At 65.6% G+C, this 24,010-nt stretch carries 25 protein-coding genes and 1 pseudogene; 21 read left to right on the top strand and 5 right to left on the bottom strand.

Translation table 11 applies throughout. The features are described 5' to 3' along the window. Positions 1–17 precede the first annotated feature (17 nt). From dnaK to BLEFHOIH_RS21745, 6 genes are all read left to right on the top strand, one after another. Positions 18–1,907 (top strand): molecular chaperone DnaK, encoded by a 1,890-nt coding sequence (gene dnaK / locus BLEFHOIH_RS21770; protein ID WP_088348147.1) that lies wholly within the window; start codon positions 18–20, stop codon positions 1,905–1,907. A 384-nt stretch (positions 1,908–2,291) separates the two neighbouring features. Further along, positions 2,292–3,281: a DMT family transporter gene (locus tag BLEFHOIH_RS21765; RefSeq protein WP_088348146.1), complete on the top strand. Its 990-nt coding sequence runs from the start codon at positions 2,292–2,294 to the stop codon at positions 3,279–3,281. A 60-nt stretch (positions 3,282–3,341) separates the two neighbouring features. Beyond that, positions 3,342–3,893: a sigma-70 family RNA polymerase sigma factor gene (locus tag BLEFHOIH_RS21760; protein ID WP_088348145.1), complete on the top strand. Its 552-nt coding sequence runs from the start codon at positions 3,342–3,344 to the stop codon at positions 3,891–3,893. Next, complete coding sequence (locus BLEFHOIH_RS21755) at positions 3,877–4,653, top strand: anti-sigma factor (protein WP_088348144.1); 777 nt, start codon at positions 3,877–3,879, stop codon at positions 4,651–4,653. The genes BLEFHOIH_RS21760 and BLEFHOIH_RS21755 overlap by 17 nt, the downstream gene beginning before the upstream one ends. 18 nt (positions 4,654–4,671) lie before the next feature. Continuing rightward, a complete protein-coding gene (locus BLEFHOIH_RS21750; protein ID WP_088348143.1) occupies positions 4,672–5,397 on the top strand; it encodes a Bax inhibitor-1/YccA family protein in 726 nt (241 codons plus the stop codon). A gap of 120 nt (positions 5,398–5,517) precedes the next feature. Further along, positions 5,518–6,237: a DUF2076 domain-containing protein gene (locus tag BLEFHOIH_RS21745; protein ID WP_088348142.1), complete on the top strand. Its 720-nt coding sequence runs from the start codon at positions 5,518–5,520 to the stop codon at positions 6,235–6,237. Positions 6,238–6,501: 264 nt separating this feature from the next. On the opposite strand, the gene BLEFHOIH_RS21740 is transcribed toward BLEFHOIH_RS21745, so the two are convergent. Together BLEFHOIH_RS21740 and BLEFHOIH_RS21735 are read right to left on the bottom strand one after the other, a co-directional pair. Then, the gene (locus BLEFHOIH_RS21740; RefSeq protein WP_088348141.1) at positions 6,502–6,843 is read right to left on the bottom strand and encodes a cytochrome c; all 342 of its coding nucleotides are present in this window, start codon (positions 6,841–6,843) and stop codon (positions 6,502–6,504) included. Between the two features lie 84 nt (positions 6,844–6,927). Next, positions 6,928–8,145, bottom strand: coding sequence for a PQQ-dependent sugar dehydrogenase (locus tag BLEFHOIH_RS21735; protein WP_245297142.1), 1,218 nt, complete (start codon positions 8,143–8,145; stop codon positions 6,928–6,930). 342 nt (positions 8,146–8,487) lie between these two features. Between BLEFHOIH_RS21735 and BLEFHOIH_RS21730 the strand changes: the two genes are divergently transcribed. The 13 genes and pseudogenes from BLEFHOIH_RS21730 (at position 8,488) to dhaK (ending at position 19,572) form a co-directional block, all read left to right on the top strand. Next, positions 8,488–9,768: an extracellular solute-binding protein gene (locus BLEFHOIH_RS21730; protein ID WP_245297141.1), complete on the top strand. Its 1,281-nt coding sequence runs from the start codon at positions 8,488–8,490 to the stop codon at positions 9,766–9,768. Between the two features lie 188 nt (positions 9,769–9,956). Continuing rightward, positions 9,957–10,907, top strand: a complete 951-nt coding sequence (locus BLEFHOIH_RS21725) for a sugar ABC transporter permease (RefSeq protein WP_088348138.1) — start codon at positions 9,957–9,959, stop codon at positions 10,905–10,907. Next, entirely contained in the window at positions 10,904–11,857 is a 954-nt protein-coding gene (locus tag BLEFHOIH_RS21720) for a carbohydrate ABC transporter permease (RefSeq protein ID WP_088348137.1), read from the top strand. Before BLEFHOIH_RS21725 ends, BLEFHOIH_RS21720 begins: the two co-directional genes overlap by 4 nt. Beyond that, positions 11,854–12,057: a hypothetical protein gene (locus BLEFHOIH_RS21715; RefSeq protein ID WP_088348136.1), complete on the top strand. Its 204-nt coding sequence runs from the start codon at positions 11,854–11,856 to the stop codon at positions 12,055–12,057. Before BLEFHOIH_RS21720 ends, BLEFHOIH_RS21715 begins: the two co-directional genes overlap by 4 nt. A gap of 409 nt (positions 12,058–12,466) precedes the next feature. Next, complete coding sequence (locus BLEFHOIH_RS21710) at positions 12,467–13,564, top strand: ABC transporter ATP-binding protein (protein WP_088348135.1); 1,098 nt, start codon at positions 12,467–12,469, stop codon at positions 13,562–13,564. Beyond that, positions 13,557–14,540: pseudogene (locus BLEFHOIH_RS27430) on the top strand (ABC transporter ATP-binding protein); the annotation flags it as partial. The gene BLEFHOIH_RS21710 and the pseudogene BLEFHOIH_RS27430, both read left to right, overlap by 8 nt. Beyond that, positions 14,532–15,242, top strand: a complete 711-nt coding sequence (dhaL, locus tag BLEFHOIH_RS27425; RefSeq protein WP_245297140.1) for a dihydroxyacetone kinase subunit DhaL — start codon at positions 14,532–14,534, stop codon at positions 15,240–15,242. The pseudogene BLEFHOIH_RS27430 and the gene dhaL (BLEFHOIH_RS27425), both read left to right, overlap by 9 nt. Further along, the gene (dhaL, locus tag BLEFHOIH_RS21700) at positions 15,239–15,841 is read left to right on the top strand and encodes a dihydroxyacetone kinase subunit DhaL (protein ID WP_088348133.1); all 603 of its coding nucleotides are present in this window, start codon (positions 15,239–15,241) and stop codon (positions 15,839–15,841) included. The genes dhaL (BLEFHOIH_RS27425) and dhaL (BLEFHOIH_RS21700) overlap by 4 nt, the downstream gene beginning before the upstream one ends. Beyond that, complete coding sequence (dhaM, locus tag BLEFHOIH_RS21695; RefSeq protein WP_088348132.1) at positions 15,838–16,221, top strand: dihydroxyacetone kinase phosphoryl donor subunit DhaM; 384 nt, start codon at positions 15,838–15,840, stop codon at positions 16,219–16,221. The genes dhaL (BLEFHOIH_RS21700) and dhaM overlap by 4 nt, the downstream gene beginning before the upstream one ends. 3 nt (positions 16,222–16,224) lie before the next feature. Then, on the top strand, positions 16,225–16,521 hold the full coding sequence (locus tag BLEFHOIH_RS21690) for an HPr family phosphocarrier protein (RefSeq protein WP_245297138.1): 297 nt from the start codon (positions 16,225–16,227) through the stop codon (positions 16,519–16,521). After that, on the top strand, positions 16,514–18,121 hold the full coding sequence (ptsP, locus tag BLEFHOIH_RS21685; RefSeq protein WP_088348131.1) for a phosphoenolpyruvate--protein phosphotransferase: 1,608 nt from the start codon (positions 16,514–16,516) through the stop codon (positions 18,119–18,121). Before BLEFHOIH_RS21690 ends, ptsP begins: the two co-directional genes overlap by 8 nt. A gap of 4 nt (positions 18,122–18,125) precedes the next feature. Beyond that, a complete protein-coding gene (locus tag BLEFHOIH_RS21680; protein ID WP_088348130.1) occupies positions 18,126–18,566 on the top strand; it encodes a hypothetical protein in 441 nt (146 codons plus the stop codon). A 13-nt stretch (positions 18,567–18,579) separates the two neighbouring features. Further along, positions 18,580–19,572: a dihydroxyacetone kinase subunit DhaK gene (dhaK, locus tag BLEFHOIH_RS21675; protein WP_088348129.1), complete on the top strand. Its 993-nt coding sequence runs from the start codon at positions 18,580–18,582 to the stop codon at positions 19,570–19,572. 106 nt (positions 19,573–19,678) lie between these two features. Here the strand turns inward: dhaK and BLEFHOIH_RS21670 are convergent, their stop codons facing one another. Next, complete coding sequence (locus BLEFHOIH_RS21670; protein ID WP_245297137.1) at positions 19,679–20,338, bottom strand: cation transporter; 660 nt, start codon at positions 20,336–20,338, stop codon at positions 19,679–19,681. 72 nt (positions 20,339–20,410) lie between these two features. Here BLEFHOIH_RS21670 and BLEFHOIH_RS21665 point away from each other — a divergent pair, with 72 nt between their 5' ends. Continuing rightward, entirely contained in the window at positions 20,411–20,830 is a 420-nt protein-coding gene (locus tag BLEFHOIH_RS21665) for a helix-turn-helix domain-containing protein (RefSeq protein ID WP_088348127.1), read from the top strand. A 119-nt stretch (positions 20,831–20,949) separates the two neighbouring features. Here the strand turns inward: BLEFHOIH_RS21665 and BLEFHOIH_RS21660 are convergent, their stop codons facing one another. Together BLEFHOIH_RS21660 and BLEFHOIH_RS21655 are read right to left on the bottom strand one after the other, a co-directional pair. Continuing rightward, positions 20,950–21,540, bottom strand: a complete 591-nt coding sequence (locus BLEFHOIH_RS21660) for a L,D-transpeptidase (RefSeq protein ID WP_088348126.1) — start codon at positions 21,538–21,540, stop codon at positions 20,950–20,952. Positions 21,541–21,604: 64 nt separating this feature from the next. Further along, a complete protein-coding gene (locus BLEFHOIH_RS21655) occupies positions 21,605–22,360 on the bottom strand; it encodes a L,D-transpeptidase (RefSeq protein WP_348626065.1) in 756 nt (251 codons plus the stop codon). 139 nt (positions 22,361–22,499) lie between these two features. Between BLEFHOIH_RS21655 and BLEFHOIH_RS21650 the strand changes: the two genes are divergently transcribed. Then, positions 22,500–23,834 carry an amidase gene (locus BLEFHOIH_RS21650; protein ID WP_088348125.1) on the top strand — a complete coding sequence of 445 codons (1,335 nt, stop codon included), beginning with the start codon at positions 22,500–22,502 and terminating at the stop codon, positions 23,832–23,834. The last annotated feature ends 176 nt before the right edge of the window (positions 23,835–24,010 follow it).

Here is a 24,010-nt window from a genome sequence, read left to right as displayed (position 1 = left end):
AGCGGAGTATGTGTACGATGGCGAAGGCGATAGGCATTGACCTCGGTACCACGAATTCCTGCGTCGCGCTGATGGACGGCAAGACGCCGAAAGTCATCGAAAATCCGGAAGGCGCGCGCACCACCCCCTCCGTCGTCGCCTTCGACAAGAACGGCGATGTGCTGGTCGGGCAGGCCGCCAAGCGGCAGGCCATCACCAATCCGGAAAACACCATCTTCGCGATCAAGCGGCTGATCGGCCGGCGCTATGACGATCCGGTCGTCGAGAAGGACAAGGCGCTCGTTCCGTACAAGATCGTGCCCGGCCCCAATGGCGATGCCTGGGTCGAAGTGCGGGGGAAAACCTACAGCCCCAGCCAGATCAGCTCGTTCATCCTGCGCAAGATGAAGGAGACCGCCGAGGCCTATCTCGGCCAGCCCGTCACCCAGGCCGTGGTCACGGTGCCGGCCTATTTCAACGATTCCCAGCGCCAGGCCACCAAGGATGCCGGCCAGATCGCCGGCCTCGAAGTGCTGCGCATCATCAACGAGCCGACCGCCGCCGCGCTCGCCTACGGGCTGGATAAACGCGGCGAGGGCAAGGTCTCGGTCTATGACCTCGGCGGCGGCACGTTCGACATCTCGATCCTCGAAATCGGCGACGGCGTCTTCGAGGTCAAATCGACCAATGGCGACACCTTCCTGGGCGGCGAGGATTTCGACAAGCGCATCGTCGATTATCTGGCGGACGAGTTCAAGAAGGAGACCGGCATCGATCTGCGCAGCGACCGGCTCGCCCTGCAGCGGTTGAAGGATGCGGCGGAGCGGGCCAAGATCGAGCTGTCCTCCGTCATCGAGACCGAAGTCAACCTGCCCTTCATCACCGCCGACCAGTCCGGGCCGAAACATCTGCTGGTCAAGCTGACCCGCTCGAAGCTGGAAGCCCTCGTCGACGACATCATCCAGCGCACCGTGCCGCCTTGCGAAGCGGCGCTGAAGGATGCCGGACTGACGGCCGAGCAGATCGACGAGGTCATTCTCGTCGGCGGCCAGACGCGGATGCCGAAAGTGCAGCAGACGGTGCAGGATCTGTTCCGCCGCGAACCGCATAAGGGCGTCAATCCGGATGAAGTGGTGGCCATCGGCGCCGCCATCCAGGCGGGCGTGCTGCAGGGCGACGTGAAGGACGTGCTGCTGCTCGACGTGACGCCTCTGTCGCTCGGCCTCGAAACGCTCGGCGGCGTGATGACCAAGCTGATCGAGCGCAACACCACCATCCCGGCGAAGAAATCCCAGACTTTTTCCACCGCCGAGGACAATCAGAACGCCGTGACCATCCGCGTCTTCCAGGGCGAGCGCGAGATGGCGGCCGACAACAAGGCGCTCGGCCAGTTCGATCTGGTCGGCATCGCGCCAGCGCCCCGCGGCATGCCGCAGATCGAGGTCACCTTCGACATCGACGCCAACGGCATCGTCAGCGTACGCGCCCAGGACAAACAGACCGGCAAGGAGCAGCAGATCCGCATCCAGGCCTCCGGCGGTCTTTCGGAGGCGGATATCCAAAACATGGTTCGGGAAGCCGAGAGCCACGCCCAGGACGACCAGCGCCGCCGCGCCCTCGCCGAGGCCAGGAACCAGGCCGACAGCGCGGTCTACGAGGCCGAGAAACAGGCGCAGATGCCGGGCGCAGGGCAGGCCGAAAGGGCCACGGTGGAAGAAGCCGTAAGGCGCGTGCGGGACGCGATGCAAAGCGAGGATTCCGCCCGCATCCTGCAGGCTGTCGAAGCCTTAAGCGCGGCGGTCGCCGCGCTCAGCGCCGCCTCCATGCAGAGCGCGGGGGCCGCCCCAGGCGCCGATCCGGCGAAGGCCGATGCCGAGGACGGCGTTGTCGACGCCGAATTCAGCGAAGTGGACGAGGGGCGCTCTTAGGGCGGAGACGCGTCGCAGCCTAGGGGTTAGAGTGAGGGGAAATCCCTATCGCTAGGGCAGGGCGTCGCCACACCGAAAGGCATGACCTCCTCACCGGGCGCGCTTAACGCGCCGGCCTCTCCTCATGGGAGAGGGCTAGGTCGTGGCGCTTTGGGGCGCGGAGAAAATCGCGGCGCTATCAAGCATACAGGGTAACAGCGTGGCTGGAACGAGGCCGCAATTGCTGCTATCCCCCGTATCACGCGCCGTGCATGCCAAAACTGCGATAACAGCACTTGTCCGCCGCGCCAAAAGCGGCGAGAAATGGCACACTCCCAAAGCGGGTCCTGCCAATCGGACCCCAATAGCAGATCGAGGCACGGCGCGAAGCCGGTTCGAACCATCATGGCTCAGACATCGACGGTCGCACCGGCGGCCATGGCGCCGGGCGGCGGCTATGCGCTGGCGGCCTTCGGGGCGATCCTGTTCTCCACCAAGGGCATCTTCATCAAGCTCGCCTACGGCACCGGCGGCGTGCCGCAGATCGATGCCATCAGCCTCATCGCCCTGCGCATGGCCTATTCGCTGCCGGTCTATGTCGTCGTCGGCTGGATATCCTGGCGCGACGCTATCGCCGCCGGCCGCCCGCTCCCGAACTTGCGGAAATTCCTCTCCACCGCGCTGGTCGGCCTGCTCGGCTATTACCTCGCCAGCTATCTGGATTTCCAGGGCCTCGTCTATCTGACGGCGCAGTTCGAGCGCCTGATTCTGTTCACCTATCCGGTCTTCGTCATGATCCTCGGGGCGCTGTTCTTCGGCGGCGTCATCACGCGCTGGGGCGTCGGCGCGCTGCTTCTGTCCTATGCGGGCATCGCCGTGGTGTTTCTCGAAGGCGCGACCGCGAATGGCGATCAGGTCACGCTCGGCGTCATGCTGGTGCTCGGCTCGGCCTTCGCCTTCGCGCTCTATCAATTGCTGGCCAAGCCGCTGATCACTCAGCTCGGCAGCCGTCTCTTCACCTGCATCGCCATGGTCGGCGCCTGCGTCGGCGTCCTGGTGCATTTCATCGTGACGAACAATGTCGGCGATCTGTTCGAGCTGCCGCCGCGCATCGTCGTGATCGCGGCGCTGCTCGCGGTGTTCGCCACCGTCCTGCCCAGCTTCATGCTGAGCGCGGCGCTCGACCGCGTCGGCCCGCAGGCGGTGTCCGTGCTCGGCACGCTGAGCCCGGTCGCCACCATCGCCATGGCCGTTGCGGTGATCGGCGAGCCGTTCACCCTGACGGACGCGCTCGGCACGGCCCTGGTGGTCGCCGGGGTCGGGCTCTACACATGGCACGATGCGCGCCAGAAGGCCAAGGCGCGCGCCGTCATCGTCGATCCCGAGCAGGCCTGACGGCGAAAAATTTTTCGGCGGTTTAGGGATTAAGTCACGCGCGCCTTACGTATATGGCGCATGACGGACAACAAAGCCCGCTTCGACGTGATGGGGCAGCTCCCGGCGCTCAGGCGCTACGGGCTGGCCCTGACGCGCAATGCGGCGGACGCCGAAGATCTGGTGAACGAGGCGCTGCTGCGCGCCTATGAAAAGCGCGCCGGCTTCCGCTCGGACAAGAATCTGCGCGTCTGGCTGCTCTCGATCCTGCACAATTGCTTCATCGACGGTAAACGCCGCGAGCGCGCCGAGCATAATAAGCTCGCCGGCGCCGCCGAGCTCGCTGAAAGCCACGCGGCTCCGGCGCAGGAGCACGCGGTGCATCTGGCCCAGGTCCGCCAGGCCTTTTTGACCTTGCCGGAGGAACAGCGCGCCGCGCTGCATCTGGTGGCGATCGAAGGGCTGTCCTACCAGGAGGCTGCGGCGACGCTCGCCATCCCGATCGGCACGCTGATGTCGCGGCTGGGACGGGCCCGCGCCGCCCTGCGCGCCTTGGAGGACACCGGCGACGCACAAACGGCGCGCCTTGGTCATCTGCGAATAGTAGGAGGCACGGATGACACAGCCGGTTGATCCGATCGGCGAGGCGGATTTCGCCGCCTTTGTCGACGAGCAGCTTCAGCCTGGCCGCCGCATCGAGGTCGAGGATTACCTGTCCCGCCACCCCGAGATCGCGGCGCGGGTGATGGCCGATCTCAGCGGCCGCGATTCGCTGCGCCTCGCCTTTGCCGGTCAGCCGGCCGTGAAACGGCTCGACACGCATGATGCCGCGCGCCGCCTCGCCCGTGCCCTGGCCCGCGACATCGTCATGCTCAAGCTCCGCCGCGTCGCCGCGGTCACGGCATTCCTGACGCTCGGCTGGCTCGCCCATATGGAATTCGTCTCGATGGACGCCTGGAACAGCACCGCGACCGCCTCGGTGCGTCCGTCCTATGTCGATGATGCCGCCCGCGCCCACCGCACCGCGCTCCTGCGCGCCGGAATGCATTCGCAGCCCGGCCAGCCCGCGCTCGACCGCGAGGAAATCCGCGCGGCGACGGCGATTACGGTTCCCAATCTGCCCGAGGGCTGGGATCTGCTCGATGTGCAGATCTTTCCTTCGTCCGCCGGGCCCAGCGTCGAAATGGCGATCCGGGCCGATGGTCTCGGCACCCTGTCGCTGTTCGCCGTGCGACCGGGCCAGTTCAATGTGATGCCGGCGAAACAGGCATCCACCGACGAGGTCACCGCCGTCTATTGGCAGATCGGTGACGTCGCCTACGCCCTTGTCGGGGCGGCCGAGGCTCCCGCCCTCAATCAGGCCGCCGCCAAGCTTGCCAGAACGCTCTATTAGCCAACGGAGACACGACCAATGAATACGCCTGACACACGCTTCGGCTGGCAGACCGCCGCCGCCGGCCGCGCCCAGGGCGCGGTGTACGACGAGGGCCTGCGCCAGCACATGCTGCGCGTCTACAATTACATGGGCCTCGGCCTCGTCATCACCGGCATCGTCGCCATGATCGTCGGCACGACGCCGGCGCTCTATGTGCCGATCTTCACCACGCCCCTGAAATGGGTGGTGATGCTGGCCCCGCTCGCCTTCGTGCTGTTCTTCTCGTTCAAGATGCAGACGATTTCGGCGTCGGGTGCACAGACCTTGTTCTGGGCCTTCTGCGCCGTGATGGGCCTGTCGCTCGCCTCGGTGTTCCTGGTCTTCACCGGCACAAGCATCGCCCGCACCTTCTTCATCGCGGCGGCCATGTTCGGCACGACCAGCCTCTACGGCTACACGACGAAGCGCGACATGTCGCAATTCGGCTCGTTCCTGATCATGGGCCTGATCGGCGTCGTCATCGCCAGCGTGGTCAACATCTTCCTCGGCTCGACCGCGCTGCAATTTGCGATTTCCGTGATCGGCATCATTGTCTTCGTCGGCCTGACGGCCTGGGATACCCAGACCATCAAGGAGCAATATGCCGAGGGCAATGGCGCGGAATCGAACCAGAAGCTGGCCGTGTTCGGCGCCTTCTCGCTCTATCTCAACTTCATCAACATCTTCCAGCTTCTCCTTACCTTCACCGGCGATCGGGAATAGCGGGAACCAATCAATGCGGGTCCCGTTCCGGTTGCATCGGAACGGGGCTTTTTATTTGCGCAACGTGAGCCGGCATCCCACATCCCATGCCGGCCAAGCAGGACAGGAGCTTTGCAAATCATGAACGAGCAAGATCGCCAAGCCATCGATGGGCTGTTCAGCCGTCTCGCCGAGACCGAGCGGCAGGCCGGCCCGAAGGATGCCGAGGCCGATGCGTTCATCAAGCAGCGCGTCGCGGGACAGCCCGGCGCGCCCTATATGATGGCGCAGACCATCGTCATGCAGAATTTCGCGCTGGAGCAGGCGCAGCAGCGCATCTCCCAGCTCGAGGAGGAGATCCAAAACCGCCCGGCCAATAATGGCGGCGGCGGCGGCTTTCTCGGCGGCCTCTTCGGCGGCGGATCGTCCGCGCCGAGCCGGTCGACCAGCGTGCCCACGGCCGGCCAGTCGCGCGGCTATCCGGGTGACAGCCCGATGCAGCAGCAGGGCGGATATGCCGGCGGCCCGGGGCAGCCGGGCGGTTTCCCCGGCGGCCCGATGCAGCAGGCGCCGCAGGGCGGCGGCTTTCTGGCCGGCGCCGCGCAGACGGCGATGGGCGTAGCCGGCGGCGTGCTCGTCGCCAACGCGGTCGGCAGCATGTTCGGCGGCGGCGCTCATGCCGCGGCCGCGCCGGCGGCGCCCGCCGCGACACCGGCCCCGGCGGCGGAACCGGCCCAGGCGCAACCCGCCCAGGAGCCGGCGCAGACGCAAAATGCCTCGGCGGACGACAATAATGACGACGACAATGGCGGCGGCGGGTTCTTCGACGACATGTTCGGCGGCGACGATATGGACGTATAAGGCGTCGCGGCAGACCGTTCAGGGGCTGGCATCGTCCAGCCCCCTTTTGGTCGGCTTTGACGCGAAAGCGAGATGGCGTCGCTCCGCCGCCTTCGCGTTTAAGTCACCAGTTCTTGGACTAATGTCACCCTTAGCTGGATAGCCGCTTTCGCGGGGATGACAATATCGGTCTCAGCGTTGACCATGTCCGGCACGCCGACCGGCGCTGGCACGCGCGCCGGGAGACGCCGCGCAGGACGCGCGGCACGATGCACGACAAAGCCGTCACTTCACATCCGGCAGCGTCACGCTGACCTTCATGGCGGAAAACCAGGCCGCAAGATCGGCGATGTCGGCGTCGCTGAGATCCTTGGCCATCAGCGTCATCATCTCGTTCTGCCGCGCGCCGGACCGGAAAGCCTTGAGCTGTTTCTCGATGTATATCGAGGCCTCGCCGGCCAGATTCGGCGCGTCCGGATTGACGGCGATGCCGTTCGGCCCATGGCAGACGGCGCATTGCATCGCCTTCTGCTTGCCCGCCTTCAGATCGGCCGCGAAGCCGGCCGCCGGAGCGCCGGCGAGGATCGCCAGCGGCGCCAGAAAAACCCAAATTGCGAAGCGCTTCATTCGCTTCCCCTTTTTAATGCGCGGTCATGAAAACAGGCCGGGCGCGACCAGCGACCGGCCTGCGGCATGATGGTTCAGAGACGATCAATTCGCCTCGTAGGAGATCCGGTAGATGGCGCCGGCCAGATCGTCCGAGACCAGGATCGAGCCGTCCGGCAGGTTGGCCACGTCCACGGGGCGTCCGAAATACTCGCCGCCCTCGTTCCAGCCTTCCGCGAACGGCACGGTTTCACCCGACTTGCCGTCCTCGCCGACCGGCGTGAACATCACCCGCGCGCCGACCGGCTTGGTGCGGTTCCACGAACCGTGCTGAGCCGAGAAGATGCCGCCGCGATATTTCTTCGGGAATTTGTTGCCGGTGTAGAAGGCCATGCCGAGATCGGCCGCGTGAGCGTCAGTCTCGGAGACCGGAGCCACGGCATCGGCCGGCGGCGTGTCGTTCTTATACTCGACCGTCCGCACCGAGCCGCCGCCATACCAGGGGAAGCCGAAATTCTGGCCGGGCTTGGTCGCGTGGTTGATCTCGCCCGGAGGAATGGTGTCGCCCATGCCGTCGACCTGATTGTCCGTGAACCACACATCGCCCGTCGAGGGGCTGATATCCAGGCCGACCGAATTGCGCACGCCGGTCGCAAAGACTTCGCGGCCGGTGCCGTCGGTGCCGATGCGGATGATGCCGCCGATGCCCTGCTGCTTGTAGAGGTCGAGCTTTTCGGGCGCCGGCACGTTGAAGGGCTGGCCGAGCGTGATGTAAAGCTTGCCGTCCTGGCCGACCTTGCAGACGCGGGCGGTGTGGTTGTAGCTCTCTTCCTCGACCGGGATCAGCTCGCCCTGCTTGACCACGTTGAACGCGGCGACGTCCGGGCTTTCATAGAAGAATTCGGCCGCCGGGAAGAGCAGGACGCGGTTGCGCTCGGCGATGAACAGCATGCCGTCCTTCGAGAAGCAGACGCCGTTCGGGATGGTGAAGTCGATCGAGGGGGCAAAATCCTTCACCTCGTCGGCGACGCGGTCCTTGTTGCGGTCGGTGACGGCCCAGACCTTGTTCTTCCGTGTGCCGACGAACGTGACGATGCCCTGTGGGCCGACGGCCATATGGCGCGCGTCCGGCACCACGGCATAAAGGCTGATCTTGAAGCCTTGCGGGAGTTTGATCTTTTTCAGGGTCTGCTGGATGGCCTTAACATTTTCGCCCTTCTGCGGAATTTCCGTGAAGTCTTTGGTCCCCGTAACCTGAAACTTGCCCAGCTTTTCCAGATTGTCGGCGGCTCTGGCGTGGACCGTCCCGAGGGCCGCCGTCATGGCGGCGGCCGCAATCAACGTCTTGTTACGCATAGCGCTTCCTCAAATATTTGTTTTGCTGTTTCAGCTTGCCCGCCGCCGCCGCACCGGTCGATGGCAGGAATGAGTAATGTATCGCATTCATTTGGCCTTGGCGAGATGCCCGAACAACCGGCTTGACTCGGTTTAGTAGTTGAGTTTAGCTAAACTCAACCGGCAAATAGGTTTAGCTGAGCCGCTTGCTGCAAATGCCGGTGAGATCGACCCGCTGGTCGAAAACAGTGATAAGGCGGGCGGCCGGAGGAAAGCCAGGAGGAGCCCATGAGGGCATGGAAAACGGCCATCGCCGCTTGCGCGATAGCCATGTGCGGATCTGCGTCCGCAGCGTATGCGCAGGACAAGACGATCACTCTGTGCTGGGCCGCTTGGGACCCCGCCAATGCGCTGGTCGAACTCTCTAAGGAATTCACCGCCAAGAGCGGCATCAAGATGAAATTCGAATTCGTCCCCTGGACGAATTTCGCCGACCGCATGCTGAACGAACTAAACTCGCGCGGCAAGCTCTGCGATCTCATGATCGGCGACAGCCAATGGATCGGCGGCGGCGCGGTCTACGGTCATTATGTCAAGCTGAACGACTTCTTCGCCAAGGAAAACATCTCCATGGATGATTTCCTTCCCGCGACCGTTTATGCCTATTCCACTTGGCCGAAGGGCAGCAAGAACTATTACGCGCTGCCAGCCATGGGCGACGCGGTCGGCTGGGTCTACCGTAAGGACTGGTTCGCGCGGCCGGAGATCCAGGCCGAATTCAAGAAGAAGTACAATCGCGATCTCGCCCCGCCGAAGAACTGGACGGAGCTGAAGGAGATCGGCGAGTTCTTCCAGGGCCGCGAGATCGACGGCAAGAAGGTTTACGGCGCAGCGATCTACACCGAGCGCGGCTCCGAAGGCATCACCATGGGCGCCACCGACGCCATGTACCCCTTCGGCTTCACCTACGAAAAGACCCCCGGCAAATACGACATGGAGGGCGCGGTGAACTCGCCCGACGCGGTCGCCGGGCTCGAATTCTACAAGTCGCTCTATAAATGCTGCACGCCGCCCGGCCATTCCGACGCCTATATGACGGAAGATCTGGACGCCTATAAATCCGGCCAGACCGCGCTGCAGATGAACTTCTTCGCCTTCTTCCCCGGCATCGCCAAGGACCCCAATGTCGGCGGCGAGAAATCGGGCTATTTCGCCAACCCGCCGCAGAAAGTCGAAGGCTCGACGCTCGGGGGCCAGGGCATTTCGGTCGTCGCCTATTCCGACAAGAAGGCCGAGGCGCTGGAATATATCAAATGGTTCGCACAGCCCGACGTCCAGGCCAAGTGGTGGAAGCTCGGCGGCTTCTCCTGCCATGTCAAAGTGGCCGGGGCGCCGGACTTCCCGAAATCGACGCCCTTTGCCGGCGAATTCCTGAAAGCCATGGGAAGCGTCAAGGATTTCTGGCAGGAGCCGACCTATGCCGAGCTGCTGCAGGCGATGCAGAAGCGCGTGCATGATTACGTGGTCGCCGACAAGGGCACCGCGAAGGAAGCGCTTGACGCACTGATCAAGGACTGGACCGCGACTTTCAAGGATGACGGGAAACTTTGACCGTCCTCTTCCATGCAGGGCCTTGCCCTCTCCCCTTGCGGGAGAGGGCGGGCGCGAAGCGACCGGGTGAGGGCGCGCTGCCTCTCGGCCCGGGACGAGCGTGCGGATAGTTCCACACCCCTCACCCGCCCGCCTGCGGCGGGAGCCCTCTCCCACAAGGGGAGAGGGCAATAAGCGAGCAGAACCAAATGGCAGTCGGAACCATCGATCGAATTGCGGAGCGGGCGGCGCGGATCACGCCCTTCGGCGCGGCGAACCGGATGCGCGGCCTCTCGGACCGGGCCATCGCCTGGATCTTCATCATGCCGAGCATCCTGATCCTGCTCGCCATCAACATCTTCCCGCTTCTGTGGACCGTCTATCTCTCCTTCACCAATTACCGCGCCAATCAGCCGGGCCGTCCGGTGCAGTGGATCGGCACCGCCAATTACGAGCGCATTCTCTCCAGCGGGGACATTTGGGGCTATCTCCAGGTCACCGCGCATTTCGTGGTCTGGACCATGCTGATCCAGGTGGCGCTGGGGCTCGGCCTCGCGCTGCTCATCAATCGCGGCTTCAAAACCTCCAGCTTCTGGACGACCGTCATCCTCATCCCGATGATGCTGTCGCCCGCCGTGGTCGGCACCTTCTGGACCTATCTCTACCAGCCGCAGACCGGCATTTTCAGCTACATCATCGATGTCTTCGCCAATGTCGGCGCCGTAGACATGATCGGCTCGATCCACCTCGCGCCCTGGGCCATCGTCATCGTCGATACCTGGATGTGGACGCCCTACATCATGCTGCTCTGCCTCGCCGGTTTGCGCTCGATCCCGGCCTATCTCTATGAGGCCGCCGAGATCGACCGCGCCAACGGCCTGCAAAAATTCTGGTACGTCACGCTGCCGCGCGTGCTGCCCTTCCTGATGCTCGCGGTGCTGTTCCGGGGCATCGAGAATTTCAAGATGTTCGACATGGTCGTTGAGCTGACCTCCGGCGGCCCCGGCTCGGCGACGGAACTGGCCTCGATCAACCTGAAGCGCGAAGCTTTCGAGTCTTGGCGAACCGGCTATTCCTCCGCCTATGCCGTGATCCTGTTCGTGACGGTGTTCGGGCTCGGCAACATCTACGTCAAGGCACTCAACCGGGTGAAGTCATGAGCGCCGCGAGCACCGCATATTCCGTGGGCGAGGCCAGCCCGCGCGTCAAATGGATCGCCGGTATCCTGGTGATCGCCTATGCCCTGGTCGCGCTGATTCCGCTGGTCTGGATTTTCCTCACCGGCTTCAAATCGCCGCCCGATTCCATCGCCTATCCGCCCGAGGTGCTGTTCACGCCGACGCTCGAAGGCTACGTCAACCTCTTCACGACCCGCTCGCGCCAGACGCCGGAATACATCAACAGCCTCGGGCCCCCGCAGAGCTGGTACGATGCGCTGGTGCGCGAGCGGAACATGGTCATCACCGGGCCCTCGCGGTTCATCGACCGCTATCAGAACTCCGTCATCATCGGCTTCGGCTCCACCTTCCTCGCCGTCTTCCTCGGCACGCTCGCGGCCTATGGCTTCTCGCGCTTCAAGGTGCCGCTGAAGGACGATCTGATGTTCTTCATCCTCTCGACGCGGATGATGCCGCCCATTGCTGTCGCCATCCCGATCTTCCTGATGTACCGGCAGCTCGGCCTCTCCGACACCGCGCTCGGCCTGATCCTGCTCTATACGGCGGTGAACCTGTCGCTGTCGGTCTGGCTGCTGAAGGGTTTTATCGACGAGATCCCGCGCGAATATGAAGAGGCGGCGCTTGTCGACGGCTATACGCGCCTGCAAGCCTTCGTGAAAGTCGTGCTGCCGCAGATGCGCGCGGGGATCGCCGCCACCGCGATCTTCTGCCTGATCTTTTCCTGGAACGAATATGCCTTCGCGCTGCTGCTGACCAGCGGCGAGGCGCAGACCGCGCCGCCCTTCATCCCGCTGATCATCGGCGAGGGCGGCCTCGACTGGCCCGCCGTCGCCGCCGGGACCACGCTGTTCCTGCTGCCCGTCGTCATCTTCACCGTGCTGCTGCGCAACCAGCTCCTGCGCGGCATCACCTTCGGAGCGGTCCGCAAATGAGCGCTATCGAGCACAAGCCCCGCCAGAGCATTGCCCGCTATTTTCGGCGCGGCCCCTGGGAGAACGGCGCGACGGCGCTGATCGCGGCGGGCGTCTTCATGCTGATGCAGCCCTTCTCGCTCTGGCTCTACGGCTGGTCCTTCGCCGCGATCCTGACCGGCACCGTGGGCTTCGTCATCGTCAGCCATTTCCCGGAGTGAGGCGGATGATCGCTCTCCTTGTTCGTCCTTGGTACGGCCGTCCGCTCCCTCTCCCATGGGGAGAGGGTGGGGTGAGGGGTTGTGCCCTATCGATGGTTTGTGACCTCTCCGCGAGTTCCCCTCACCGGCCTCTCTTCCCCGTCGTCCCGGACGGCCGCCAGGCCGAGCCGGGACCCAATCGCCGATCCGCAATCGCAGGGGCAAGCGAAGAGGCGAGTAGGCGCCGGCTCTGCCGGCCGGGGCGACGGATGAGAGATTTTCTGGAGCCGGAAAGGTCTCCGAGGGGAGAGGGCCGGATGAGGGGATGTGCCCCATCGTTACTCCGCACCCCCTCACCCGGCACGCTCCGCGCGCCACCCTCTCCCCATGGGAGAGGGGAAGCGGGCCTCGCCGAGAGGGCGTGCTAGCCATGGCCGAGATCCAGATCCGCAACCTCAAAAAGCACTTCGCCGATTTCGTCGCGGTGAACGATTCGAGCTTCACCGTGCGCGACGGCGAGTTCTTCGTCATGCTCGGCCCCTCGGGCTGCGGCAAGACCACGACCCTGCGCATGATCGCCGGCCTCGAAATGCCGACCAGCGGACAAATCCTGCTGGACGGCGAGGACGTCACCTTCAATCGCGGCTCGGAACGCGACATCGCCTTTGTCTTTCAGCTCTTCGCGCTCTATCCGCATATGAGCGTGCGCCGGAACATCTCTTTCCCCTTGCGCATTCAGGGCCTGCCGCGCGCAGAAATCCGCGCCCGCACCGAGGATGTCGCCCGGCTATTGCAGATCACGCATCTCCTCGATCGCGGCGTCGGCGGTCTCGCGGCAGGCGACCGGCAGCGCGTGGCGCTGGGGCGGGCCATCGTGCGGCGGGCAAAAGCATTCCTGATGGACGAACCGCTCGGCGCGCTCGACGCCGAATTCCGCGACCGCATGTGCGAGGAATTGCGGCTGCTGCACAACCGCATCAAGGCCACCACCGTCTATGTCACGCACGACCAGATCGAGGCGATGTCGATGGCCGACCGCATCTGCATCATGAACAAGGGCGACGTGCTGCAAGTCGGCGCCCCGATGGAGGTCTATGAGCGCCCCGCGACGAAATTCGTGGCCGGCTTCATCGGCAGCCCGTCGATGAATTTTTTGGCCGCGCGCGGGAAGTTTGCGCCCGGCACGCGGGAAATTCGCGTCAACGGCGCGACCGTGGCCATGCCGGAAACGCGCGAGGGCTTGGCGACCGAGGGTGCCGTGCTCGGCGCTCGGCCAGAGCATATCCGCATCGCCGATGAAGGGCCGTTGCGCGGCCGGGTGTTCGCCGTCGAATATATGGGCGCGCGCCAGCTCGTCACCGTCGATACCGACGCCGGCCGCCTGCGCGTGCGCGCGCCGAACACGGTGAGGGTCGATTACGGCGAGACCGTCGGCCTCGCTTTCGACCCCGAGCGCATCGTCGTCTTCAACCCCGACACCGACCGGGCCGTGCGCAGCACGCTGTTCGATGGAGATGCGCATGGCTGAAGCCGCCCTCCACAGCGTCACCAAGCGCTTCGGCGACAAAGTCGCCATTTCCGGCATCGACCTGCGCGTGGCGGACGGCGAGTTCATCGTGCTGCTCGGCCCGACTGGCGCGGGCAAGACGACGACCTTGCGCCTGTTCGCCGGGCTGGAGACGCCCGAAGAGGGCCGCATCGAGATCGGCGGGGAGGACGTGACCGCGCTCGACCCGGCCCGGCGCGACGTGGCCTTCGTATTCCAGCAATATTCGCTCTATCCGCACTACACGGTCTTCGACAACCTCGCCTTCCCCTTGCGCGCGCCCGGCCGGCGGACCTCGGCCCAGGCGATCGAAAGGCGCGTGCGCGAGATCGCCGCCATGCTGCGCATCGAGTCAAAACTCGCCAATCGCGCGACGACCCTGTCCGGCGGCGAGATGCAGCGCGTCTCCATCGGCCGCGCCCTGGTGCGCTCGCCGAACCTCTTTTTGATGGACGAGCCGCTCTCCTCGCTCGACGCCAAGCTGCGTGAGGACCTGCGCGTCGAGCTGAAGCGCATCCAGCGCGAACTCGGCGCCACCATCGTCTATGTGACGCACGACCAGCTCGAGGCCATGACCCTGGCAGACCGCATTGGCGTGCTATCCGAGGGCGCGCTGGTACAGATCGCCTCGCCGCGCGATGTCTATGAACGGCCGGCAAACATCCACGCCGCGCAACGGCTCGGCAGTCCTCAGATCAATCTCTTGCCGATGGGCGCGCTGGGCGTCGCCGACGCGCCGGCGGCGTCCGAGACCATCGGCGTACGGCCGGAAGACGTGGTGTTGAACGGCAATGGCGCGGTGGCCAAGGTGCTCACCATCGAGCATCTGGGCGTCGAGTCGATCGCGCTGCTGGACTGCGAAGGCCGCCACCTCCACGCCTTGCTCGGCGCGCGCACTGCCCTGCGCCAGGGCGATGTGGTGAAAGCCTCCGTCCGTCCCGGCGCCGCGCTGTTCTTCGATACGCGCGGCGACCGCATCGGCTCGCCTGCGCCGACGCCCATCACCGTCAAGACCGCCGCCCCCAGCGAAACCGCCCTCCTCCTCGCCTGCCTCGATGCGGCCGCGGCAGCGGTCCGCGACCACGAAGCCGAGATCGAAGGCCTCGACCGCGCCATCGGCGACGGCGACCACTTCATCAACCTGACGCGCGGCTTCGCCAAGCTCACCTCCATCAAACCCGACCTCGCCCCGCTCGCCCCCGACGCCGCGTTGAAAGCCGTGGCCAAATCCATCCTGATGACCGTGGGCGGCGCATCCGGCCCTCTGATTGCCAGCTTTTTCCTGGATATGTCGAAGGCGGAAGGCGCGGACGGACGCTGGGACGCCAAGACCGTCGCCCGCATGGTCGCGGCGGGTGTTGCGGCGATCAAGAAACGCGGCAAGGCCGAACTCGGCGACAAGACCATGCTCGATGTGCTGATCCCCGTCTCGCAAGTTCTCAGCGAGATGGCGGACATGGGCCGGCCGGGCCGCGACATCGCGCGCGAGCTGCCCTGGATCGCCGAAACGGGCATGCTTTCGACGAAAGACCGGCTTGCCACAAAAGGCCGTGCCGCTTTTCTGGGCGAACGCGCCCTAGGTCATATCGATCCGGGCTCGAAATCGAGCGCGGTGATCATCGCCGCCATTTGCGAAACCGTGCAGGAGAGACTGGGATGAGCGAGGAGTTGATGCGCGCGCTGATCGCCAAATGCAACGCGACCATCGCCGCCCATGCGGACGAGTTGACCGCGCTCGACCGGCCCATCGGCGATGGCGATCACGGGCAGAACATGGCGCGCGGCTTCAGCGCCCTCGCGGCGGCGGCGGACGAGATCGCGCCCTTGCCCTTCGGCCAGGCGCTGCAGAAGGCCGGCACGGCGCTGGTGATGAAGATCGGCGGCGCGTCCGGTCCGCTCTACGGTTCGCTGCTGATGGCGATGGGCAAGGCGGTGGAGGCCCGGCCCGCCGGCACGAAAGCGGCGGCCGCGATGCTCGGCGCGGGCATCGAGGCGGTCAAGGCGCGCGGCAAATCCGACGCCGGCGCGAAAACCATGCTCGACGTGCTGGTCCCGGTGCAGGAGGCGCTGGCGGCCGGCGCCACCATCGCGCAGGTCCGCGATGTCGCCGACGCCGCCCTTGCGGCCACCAAGGACATGCGCGCCACCAAGGGCCGCGCCGCCTTCGTCGGCGAGCGCTCGATCGGCCATCTCGATCCCGGCGCGCGTTCCGCGACGCTGTTGATCCACGCGATTTGCGACGTGCTGGAGGCCAAATGACCGACACCGTATCCATCGTCATCGTGTCGCACTCGCCCGATGTCGCCAAGGGCGCGGCGGACATGGTGCGCCAAATGGTCGGCGAGGAGGTGCGCGTCGCCTGGTGCGGCGGCAATCCCGATGGCGGCCTCGGCACGGATGTTGCGGCGATCATGGCGGCCATCGAAAAGGTCTACACGCCCAAGGGCGTCGCCGTGCTGGTCGATCTCGGCGGGGCGGAGACCAACAGCGAAATCGCCATCGAAATGCTTTCCGACGGGCGCGGCGCGCATGTGCAGATCCTGAATGCGCCGGTCGTGGAGGGTGCGGTGATGGCGGCGACCGAGGCGGCAGGCGGGGCATCTCTGGAGGCCGTGCGCGCCACGGCGGAGGATTTTTGACGCATGACCGACATGGCGCGCGACCTCGACTGGATCGTCGGCAACGCGGTGATCCGCGACCCGACCGGGCTGCATGCGCGGCCCGCGGTCAAGCTGACGCGGCTGGCGAAGACGTTTGAGGCGGCAATCGAAATCCGCGCCGAGGGCGGCGGGGACTGGGTCAACGCCAAGTCGCCCAACGCGGTGATGAAGCTGAAGGCAGGCGCGGGTTTGCCCCTGCATATCCGCGCGGCGGGCGACGATGCGCGGAGCGCGGTCGATGCGCTGATGGCGCTGGTGCAGCGGGATTTCCATGACTGAGGATGCCCCCGAACGGAGATTTCGAGGCATCGGCGTGTCCGGCGGCATCGCGATCGGGCCGGTGGTCGTGCTGCGGGAGAAGGCGGCGGCGCAGCGGGCATTTGCGGGCGTTGAGGAAGAGCGGAGGGCGTTTCGCGCGGCGATCGCAGAGGCCGCCGGGCAAATCGATCGGCTGATTGCCTCCGAGGACGAATTGGCCGGCGAGATCCTGGAGTTTCAGCTCGCCCTGCTCGGCGATGAGGATTTGCTGGCGCCCGTCCTTCGCGCGATTGCGGACGGCGAGGCGTGGGATGCGGCGTGGGCGTCCACGATGGACGCGGAGATCGCGGACTATCGCAAGGGCGGCGACGATACGCTTGCCGCGCGCGCGGCGGACCTTGCGGATTTGAAGTCCCGCGTGCTGCGTGCGGTGCAGGAGCCGAGCGCGGCGGCGGAACTGCCCGACGGCGCCATCCTCATCGCGGCGGAACTCACCCCATCTACATTCCTTGACCTGGATTGGACCGGCATCGGCGGCGCGGCGACGCTCGGCGGCAGCCCGACGAGCCATGTCGCGATTCTGGCCCGGTCACGGGGCGTGAACCTCATCGTCGGCCTGTCGGCGGAATTCGACGCATTCGAAGACGGCGCACCTGCAATTCTCGACGCGCCGGAGGGTGTGGTGATTGCCGGGCCGAGCGCCGCGACCCTTGCCGCCGCAACGGCGCGGCTGTCTGCCGCGAGCCATGATGACCGCGCGATCGAAGCCCTCATCCGCAAGCCTGCGATGACCCCGCGCGGCGAACGCGTGCAGGTGCTCGTCAACATCGACGAGCCGGACCGCCTCGACTCGATCCCGCCTGAGATCTGCGACGGCGTCGGCCTCACCCGAACCGAATTCCTGTTCCGGCACGGCCAGCCGACCGAGGAGGCGCAATTCGCATTCTATGCGCGGCTGATCTCCTGGGCGCAGGGCCGTCCCGTCACCATCCGCACGCTCGACGCAGGCGGCGACAAGCCCATCCCCGGCATCACCTTCGACGGCGAGGCGAACCCCTTCCTCGGCGTGCGCGGCCTGCGACTCTCCCTTGCCAAGCCGGACATTTTCCGCACCCAGCTCCGCGCCTTGGCGCGGGCGGCGGCGCTCGGCCCGGTCAAGGTGATGGTCCCGATGGTGACGGTGCCCGCCGAACTCACAACCGCCCGCGAGATGATGCTCGACGAGATCGCCGCCCTGCAACGCGCCGGGATGCCCTGTGCGACGCCGCCACTGGGCATGATGATCGAAGTCCCCGCCGCCGCGCTGACGGCCGCCGCCTTCAACGCCGATTTCTACTCCATCGGCTCCAACGACCTCATCCAATACGCAACCGCCAGCGCGCGCGACAACGCCGCCCTTGCCCCGCTCGCCGATCCGCTGAACCCGGCCGTGCTCGAACTTATCGCCCGAACCGTCGCGGCCGCCCGTCATCGCAACGTCGAAGTCAGCCTTTGCGGCGACATGGCGTCCACGCCGCATCTGATCGCCCCGCTGCTCGCCACCGGCCTGCGCAGCCTAAGTTGCGCCCCGGCGCAGATCGGCGCGGTCAAACTCGCCATCAGCCGCACCGCCCCGGAATAGACCCATGGCCGATGACAGCGCACAGCCTATCGAACCCATCGCCGAGTATAAGGCCCTGCTGCGCCTCTATCTCGACCGCCGCCCCTCCGGCACGCGGCAGAAGCTGGCCGAAGCTCTCGGCACCCATAAAAGCTTCATCTCGCAGATCACCAATCCGTCCTACCGGGTGCCGCTGCCCGCGCAGCACATCCCGGCGCTGTTCAAGGTCTGCCATTTTAGCCTGGAAGAGCAGCGCCGGTTCATGGAGATTTATGCGCGCGCCCATCCGGGCCAATATGGAGCCATCGAGGAACTGGCGTCGCTCGAGGCGGATGTGCTGCGCATTCCGCTGCCGCAATTCGCCGATCCCGGGCGCCGCCACGAGGTCGAGCTGATGATCCGCGACTTCGCCGAGCGCCTGATCGCTCTGGTGCGGGACGCCGAGGACAGCGCCAATAAGAAATAAGGGAGGAAGCCAGATGAAAAAGCTGATGAACGCGGTCGACGACGTTTTGACCGAAAGCCTGCGCGGCTTCGGCGCCGCCCATGCCGATATCGTTTCAGTGCATTTCGAGCCGATGTTCGTGACCCGCAAGGCTGGGCCGAAAGCGGGCAAGGTCGCGCTCCTGTCCGGCGGCGGTTCGGGCCATGAGCCGATGCATGCGGGCTTCGTCGGCTACGGCATGCTGGACGCGGCCTGCCCCGGCCAGGTTTTCACTTCGCCGACGCCGGACCAGATGCTCGCCGCCGCCGAGGCCATCGACGGCGGGGCAGGCGTTCTCTTCATCGTCAAGAACTACGCCGGCGACGTGATGAATTTCGAGATGGCCGCCGAGATGAGCGACGGCCGCATCGCGACGGTGCTCACCAATGACGACGTCGCGGTCGAGACCTCGCTGCACAGCCAAGGGCGTCGCGGCGTGGCGGCGACGGTCATCGTCGAGAAGATGGTCGGCGCGGCGGCGGAAAAGGGCGCGGATCTCGACGGGTGCAAAGCGCTCGGCGAGCGCATCAATGCGGCCTCGGGCACGATGGGCGTGGCGCTGACCTCTTGCACGGTGCCCGCCGCCGGCCGTCCGACCTTCGACATCGGCGAGAACGAGCTGGAAATGGGGGTGGGCATTCATGGCGAGCCGGGACGCCGCCGCGTCGCCATGATGAGCGCCGACGCTATCGCCGCCGAAACGGTCGGCGCGATCTGCGAGGACCTGAAGCCGGGCGCGGGCCAGGAGGTATTGCTGCTGGTCAACGGCATGGGCGGCACGCCGCTGCTGGAGCTCTACGGCATGTATGACGCCGCCCGCCGCCAATGCGAGGCGCGCGGCCTAAGCATCGCCCGCTCGCTGGTCGGCAATTACTGCACCTCACTGGACATGGCGGGGTGCTCGATCACGCTGACCAAGCTCGACGCCGAGTTGCGGTCGTTCTGGGACGCCCCCGTTCACACGGCGGCGTTGCGCTGGGGCATGTAAGGCACTTGACCGAATGCCGATCCGACCGTTGGAAGGCGGCACACACAGTTGACGCGCCTGTGCAGTGCCGCTGAGGGGCGATGCTTCCGGTCAAAATGATCCGGCGCTAATGATCGTGATGCAGATGCGGCTCGGTGGCGAGGCGGCCGGCGGGTTCGCCGCGGCGCTCGGCGAGGGCCTGGCGGAAGATCGTGACGGCCGAGACCAGGAACAGGCCGGCCATGGCGAAGGCGACGATGAGATCGGGCCAGGCGCTGGCGGTCGCCCAGACGGCGACGGCGGCGCCCATCACCGCGACATTGCCGATGGCGTCGTTGCGCGAGCACAGCCAGACCGAGCGGACATTGGCGTCGCCATCCTTGTAGCGGGCAAGCAACAGCACGCTCGCCACATTCGCGGCCAGCGCCAGAAAGCCGACGCCGCCCATCACGCCGGGGCTCGGCACGCCGAGCACCAGGAGCTGATAGGCCGTCGCGCCGAACACCCATGCGCCCATCAGGGCAAGGCTGGCGCCCTTCAGCAGGGCGGCGTTCGAGCGAATGGCGATGGAGCGGCCGATCACGGCGAGGCTGACGCCATAAGTGAGCGTATCGGCGAGGAAATCCAGCGCGTCGGCCTGCAGCGCCTGCGATCCGGCCAGGGCGCCAGCGGTCATTTCGACGAGGAACATCGCCCCGTTGATGGCGATGACGGTCCACAAGATCCGCTTATAGCGGGGGTCCATGCCCTCGAAACTCGCATTGTGATGGCCGCAACTCGCCGACATCGCCGTACTCCCTTGAAAATCTTGAGCTGACGCTAACATCTACAGTGACTGTAGCTTCAAGGAAAAAATGACATGGACTTCGCGATTGGTGAATTGGCTAAACGGGCCGGTTACGCGGTGCAGACATTGCGTTATTTCGAGGAAATCGGCCTGATGCCGGCCGCGCCGCGCACCGCTGGCGGCCAGCGGCGCTACGGTGACAAGGAATTGCGGCGATTGTTGTTCATCAAACATGCACGTGAATTGGGCTTTTCGCTGGATGTCGTGCGCAGCCTGCTGCAACTCGCCGCCCATCCGGACGCCCCTTGCGAGGCAGCGGACGCGCTGGCCGCCAGTCATTTGCAGGAGGTCGACGACAAGATCGCCCGGCTGCAGGCGATGCGCGAGGAACTGGCGCGGATGGTCGAGGCGTGCTCGGGCGGGCGGATCGCCGAGTGCCGCGTTATCGACGTGCTCGCCGACCACGGCAAGTGCCTGCACGAGACGCATTAGCGCGGATTGGTCTTGGTTGGAAGGCAGAAGCACTCCGCAGCGCTGTCGCTCGTTCCGCCTAAAAACCAAAAGGCCGGAGTTTCCTCCGGCCCTTCGGGCAGACTTAACAGAGTCGCCGATTACGACGAGGAGGTATTGAAGCGCGACCAGGTGACCGTGACGCGGGCGCCGACATTGGCGCGGTTGTACAGGTCGACGACGTCGGCATTGTGCATGCGGATGCAGCCCTTGGAGACTTCCTGACCGATCAGCCAGGGCGCGTCGGTGCCGTGAATGCGGTAGAGAGAGGAGCCCAGATAGAGGGCGCGGACGCCGAGCGGGTTGCGCGGGTGGCCACCGGGCACATAGGCCGGGAGCTTCGGATTCTCACGGCGCATTTCCGGGGTCGGCGTCCAGTCGGGATTGACCTTCTTGGCGCTGACGCTCAGCACGCCGGCCCAGCGGGCCTCGCCCTTCGGGATTGCGATCGGATAGCTGATCGCCTGGCCCTTCTGGGTCACGTAATAGAGACGGCGGTCGCCGAAGCTGACGATGATCTGGCCGGGATTGAACTTCGGCGAGAAGCGGACCATCGTCTTGCTGCCGCCGTAGCTGGGGCCGCCGCCGAAAAGGTCGTCGAGGAAGTCGGCGCGGGCGCTGTTTGCGCCCATGACGGTCAGCGCCACGGCGCCGGCGGCGAACGCCGCCATTCTGATGAAGCCTTTGAACATGATACCCTCCGTTAAGTCGCTTTGCCGCGTGTTAAATCCCGAATGCCGGGTGTTGAGAAAATGCCTACCGGATCACATGAACCGGGGCGCCGATGTGAACTCTTTGAAACAAATCAACGACATCCCCGTTCCGCATTCGGATGCAGCCGCTTGACGCAGCGCTGCCGATGGACCAGGGCGCGTTGGTGCCGTGGATGCGATATTCCGTCCAGCCGAGGTAAATGGCGCGCGCGCCGAGCGGGTTGCTCGCGCCGGGGCCAATGGACTGGGGCAAATATGGGTTTTCGCGGCGCATGCGCGGCGTCGGCGTCCAGGTCGGGTGCTCGCGCTTGGCCTGTACGAAAGTCTGTCCGGCCCACTGCATGCCCGCCTTGCCGACGGCCACGTCGTAGCGCAGCGCCATGCCGTGGCCGAGGACGTAATAGAGCCGGCGTTCGGAGGTTTTGATGACGACGGTGCCGAGTTCCTGCGGGCCGTCCCAGCTCACGAGCTCGCGCGCCGCGGCGCCGCCGGATACCGGCGCCAACGCAACGAGCAAGGCCACGCAGGCAACAAGATGCCTGAGGCAAATCGTATATTTGCCGGAGCGAATCTCAGTCATCCCCATCTCTTCGCGGTCCGACCCGGGCAGGCTGGGTCGAGTGCGAAAGCCCTGCGCAATGTACGCATGCTCTCCTGGATTGTGCCCAATCCGGTTAAGATTAGTCCATGAAGTGGCAGGGCTTATCAAGAGTTGCAGCCGGTTCCCCGTGCCGAATTGCGCGGAGAATGTGGCTGATTCGACACATTTTCGGCGCAAACGCTGAAAAACCATGCTCATACTCACAATCCTCACGCCGAACTCACCGGAGCCCTTGTCGAATTCGGGCCATTTTATGGCGATAACGGTCAAGATACGGTAAACGCTTCGTCATCAGCCGCGCCATCTTGAACGATAATTGTGCCCTAAAGGAGTTATCATGTCTGTACCGGAACTTGCTCAGCTTACGGCTGTTCAGATGGCGGCCGAAATCCACGCCGGTAACTGTCGAAGCGAAGAGCTTGTCGCCGCGTGTCTTTCGGTGATCGCAGAGCGTGAAGAAACGGTCGGCGCTTGGACGCATCTGGATGCGGAGCAGGCGCTGGCGCAGGCCCGCAACGCCGATCTGGAGCGGTCGAGCGGACGCCCGGTCGGGCCGCTGCACGGCGTGCCTTTCGCCGCCAAGGACATTTTCGACACCGCCGACATGCCGACCGAATATGGCAGCCCGCTCTTTTCCGGCCGCCAGCCCTTGCGCGACGCCGCCGCCATCGCACGGCTGCGCGAGGCCGGCGCCGTGCTGATCGGCAAGACGGTGACGACCGAATTCGCCGTCTACCACCCCGGCAAAACCCGCAACCCGCATAACCCCGAGCGGACGCCCGGCGGCTCCTCCTCCGGCTCGGCGGCGGCGGTCGCGGCGCATATGGTGCCCTTCGCGCTCGGCACGCAGACCAACGGCTCGGTGATCCGCCCCGCCTCCTTCTGCGGCGTCTACGGCCTCAAGCCGACATTCGGCCTGATCTCGCGCACCGGCGTCCTCACCCAATCGCCGCCGCTCGACACGCCCGGCATTTTCGCCCGCTCGATCGAGGACCTGGCCGTCGCCGCCGACATGCTGTCGGCCTATGACCCGGAGGATGCCGGCATGTATCCGAGGAGCAGGGGCAGCCATTACCGCACCGCCATCGCCGAGCCGCCGCTGCCGCCCGTGCTCGGCTTCGTCAAATCGCCGGTCTGGGACCGCGCCGAGGCCGGCACCAAGGCCGCCTTCGAGGAACTGGCGGACGCGCTCGGCGCCCATTGCGAGGAGGTCGCGCTGCCGGACGGCTTCGCCTCGGCGATCGAGTGGCACGGCCATATCATGCTCGCCGACCTCGCCCGCCATTTCGGCCCGCTGGCGGAGCGCAGCGGCGACGCCATGAGCGAGCGCCTGCGGGGCATGATCGACCAGGGCCGCCATGTGACCGCCGTCCAGTACAACAATGCCCGCGATCAGGCCGCACGGCTCGCCGAGCGCTTCGAGGATCTGTTCAACCGCTACGGCGCCATCCTGACACCGGCCACCTCCGGTCCCGCCCCGCTCGGCCTCGGCGCCACCGGCGATCCGATCTTCTGCACGCTCTGGACCTATCTGGGCGTCCCGGCGCTGTCGCTGCCGCTGCTGGAAGTGGACGCAATGCCGGTCGGGGTTCAGCTCATCGGGGCGCGGCGCGAGGATGCGCGGCTGTTACGCACAGCGCGCTGGCTGGTCAACCACCTCGCGGCGTCCTAGCCCCGCTTTCGAAGCAGGGCGTCATAACCCTCTGATCGGCAGAAGAATTTGCGCGGGGCCCGGCGGATATCGGGCCTCGGCCGCATGTTCGCATGCTGATCATGCACGCATGCATGGCAGCCCCGCATAAGTTCGCTCATTGACTCTTGACGGCAGTGTGTTAGGTAAACCGCACG

The organism is Rhodomicrobium sp. R_RK_3 (assembly GCF_002198715.1).
GTDB lineage: Bacteria > Pseudomonadota > Alphaproteobacteria > Rhizobiales > Rhodomicrobiaceae > R-RK-3.
The sequence above is the reverse complement of the archived record's forward strand: the minus strand, read 5'-3'. Positions and strand labels throughout refer to the sequence as shown.